This is a genomic window from Streptococcus sp. GMD1S (assembly GCF_000296875.1).
Taxonomy (GTDB): domain Bacteria; phylum Bacillota; class Bacilli; order Lactobacillales; family Streptococcaceae; genus Streptococcus.
This window is the reverse complement of record NZ_AJQY01000347.1, coordinates 1-2,647: the sequence shown is the minus strand read 5'-3', so window position 1 is coordinate 2,647 and position 2,647 is coordinate 1. Positions and strand designations below refer to the sequence as shown.

Here is a 2,647-nt window from a genome sequence, read left to right as displayed (position 1 = left end):
GTGATATCAAGGTAGATATTGCTACCGTAGGTCCGCCCTCTTTGGGACTTGACCTTACTAATCTTTGGAATCTCCATGATGGCCTTTTGGTAGTCCTCTAGCAGACGGTCATCAAAACCATCTGAAAGACTGAAGGAAGACTCGATAAAGATATCATAGGCTGTTTTTAAGATAAAGAAGGTGATGATGATAGCGACCAATTTATCCACGATAGGGTAATTGAAACTGCTGGCTAAGATAGCAATGGAAGTCCCAAGCGAGGTGACAGCATCGGAAAGATTGTCCTTGGCGGCAGCCTTGAGCGCCTTGGACTTGGATTTCTTACTGAGGCGTGTATTGTAGAGATAGACCACAAACATAATCGCTGCAGAAATGATTCCTAGAGTTGCACCCAGAGGATCAATGGGTGTTTGTTCCCGACTAAGGATTTTCTGAATGGTGTCCCGAAGTACATCAAAACCAACATAGAACATGATGATGGAAGTAATCAAGCTAGCCAAATCTTCAATCTTCCAGTGACCAAAGCTATGGTCACGGTCTGCAGGTTGGCGGGCCATCCGAATCCCAATCAAGAGAGCAACATTTCCAATAATATCGGATACGTTGTTGAAACCATCTGCCACCAAACTGGAAGAATGCAGGAGGTGACCAGTTGCCAATTTTGCCGCAGACAAGAGGAGGTAGGTCGAAATGCTGATAATGGCTCCACGTTCTGCCAATTTGAGATTTGACATGGATTGGTTCATCGGGCTTCCTTTCTAGGCATATAGTATTCTACCATTATACTGGTTTTCAAGGGAAAATTCAAATTTAGTCTTGTTTCATCGGATTTAAACCCTTGAAAAATGTTCAAATTTTGATATAATAGTACTACTCAAGGGAGTAGCTGGCAGAAACCTGTGATAGTGTCGTCATTCCGAATTGTATACTGAAAAGTATGTTTTCCGGCACTATCTTAAACAGCGAGACTTGTTATGATTAACAGGTCTCTTTTTGTTTGTCATAAAACTAAAAGAGAACTTGTTTTGCACACAATGTCAAGGAGGAGACACATGTCAAAAGAACAAAAACGCCAAGCGTTTTACACTCAAAGTCCTGAAGAGGTCTTGAAGTCAGTTGAAGCAACTGAACAGGGTCTTTCGTCAAGCGAAGCGCAGAAACGTCTAGCTGAATATGGACGCAATGAACTGGAAGAGGGTGAGAAAAAATCACTCCTAGTCAAGTTTATCGAGCAATTTAAGGATTTGATGATTATCATCCTAGTTGCTGCGGCTATCTTGTCAGTCGTAACTTCTGGTGGGGAAGATATCGCAGATGCCATCATTATCCTAGCCGTGGTTATCATCAACGCTGCCTTCGGTGTTTACCAAGAAGGAAAAGCAGAAGAAGCCATCGAAGCCCTCAAGTCTATGTCTAGTCCAGCTGCTCGCGTTATTCGTGATGGGCATATGGCTGAGATTGATTCAAAAGAATTGGTACCAGGTGATATCGTTGCTCTTGAAGCAGGTGACGTGGTGCCAGCAGACCTACGATTGCTAGAAGCTAATTCTCTTAAAATCGAAGAAGCAGCTTTGACAGGTGAGTCTGTTCCAGTCGAAAAAGACTTGACTGTCGAGCTCTCTGCAGATGCTGGTATTGGTGACCGTGTCAATATGGCCTTCCAAAACTCAAATGTGACTTATGGTCGTGGTCTTGGCGTTGTTGTCAATACAGGTATGTACACGGAAGTGGGTCATATCGCTGGCATGCTCCAAGATGCGGATGAGACGGATACACCACTCAAACAAAACTTGAACAACCTTTCTAAGGTCTTGACCTATGCAATTTTGGTCATTGCCCTTGTTACTTTTGTAGTCGGAGTCTTCATTCAAGGTAAAAATCCACTTGGTGAGTTGATGACATCTGTTGCGCTTGCTGTTGCAGCCATCCCAGAAGGACTTCCTGCTATCGTGACCATCGTTCTTGCCCTTGGTACTCAAGTTTTGGCAAAACGAAACTCTATCGTTCGTAAGTTGCCAGCAGTTGAAACACTTGGTTCAACTGAGATCATCGCTTCTGATAAGACTGGTACGCTTACCATGAACAAGATGACAGTCGAAAAAGTCTTCTATGATGCAGTCCTACATGATTCAGCTGATGATATTGAACTAGGTCTTGAAATGCCTCTTCTTCGTTCTGTTGTTTTGGCTAATGATACTAAGATTGATGCAGAAGGAAACCTGATTGGGGATCCAACGGAAACAGCCTTCATCCAGTATGCCTTGGACAAGGGCTATGATGTTAAAGGATTTTTAGAGCAATATCCTCGTGTAGCTGAGTTACCATTTGACTCAGATCGTAAACTCATGTCAACGGTTCATCCATTACCAGATGGTAAATTCCTCGTAGCAGTCAAGGGAGCCCCTGACCAACTTTTGAAACGTTGTGTTGCTCGTGATAAGGCTGGAGATGTTGCTCCGATTGATGAGAAAGTTAATGACTTAATTCACACAAACAACTCTGAAATGGCTCACCAAGCCTTGCGTGTTCTTGCGGGTGCTTATAAGATTGTAGACAGCATTCCAGAAAACCTGACTTCTGAAGAGCTTGAAAACAACTTGATCTTTACTGGATTGATTGGAATGATTGACCCTGAACGTGCCGAAGC

At 43.3% G+C, this 2,647-nt stretch carries 1 protein-coding gene and 1 pseudogene; one reads left to right on the top strand and one right to left on the bottom strand.

The features are described from left to right. Positions 1 to 746 (bottom strand): annotated as a pseudogene (mntE, locus tag GMD1S_RS10110) (CDF family manganese efflux transporter MntE); the annotation flags it as partial. Positions 747 to 1,052: 306 nt separating this feature from the next. Between mntE and GMD1S_RS10105 the strand changes: the two are divergent. Continuing rightward, positions 1,053 to 2,647: cation-translocating P-type ATPase (locus GMD1S_RS10105; protein ID WP_000032434.1), on the top strand; the 1,595-nt coding region annotated here is incomplete at its 3' end.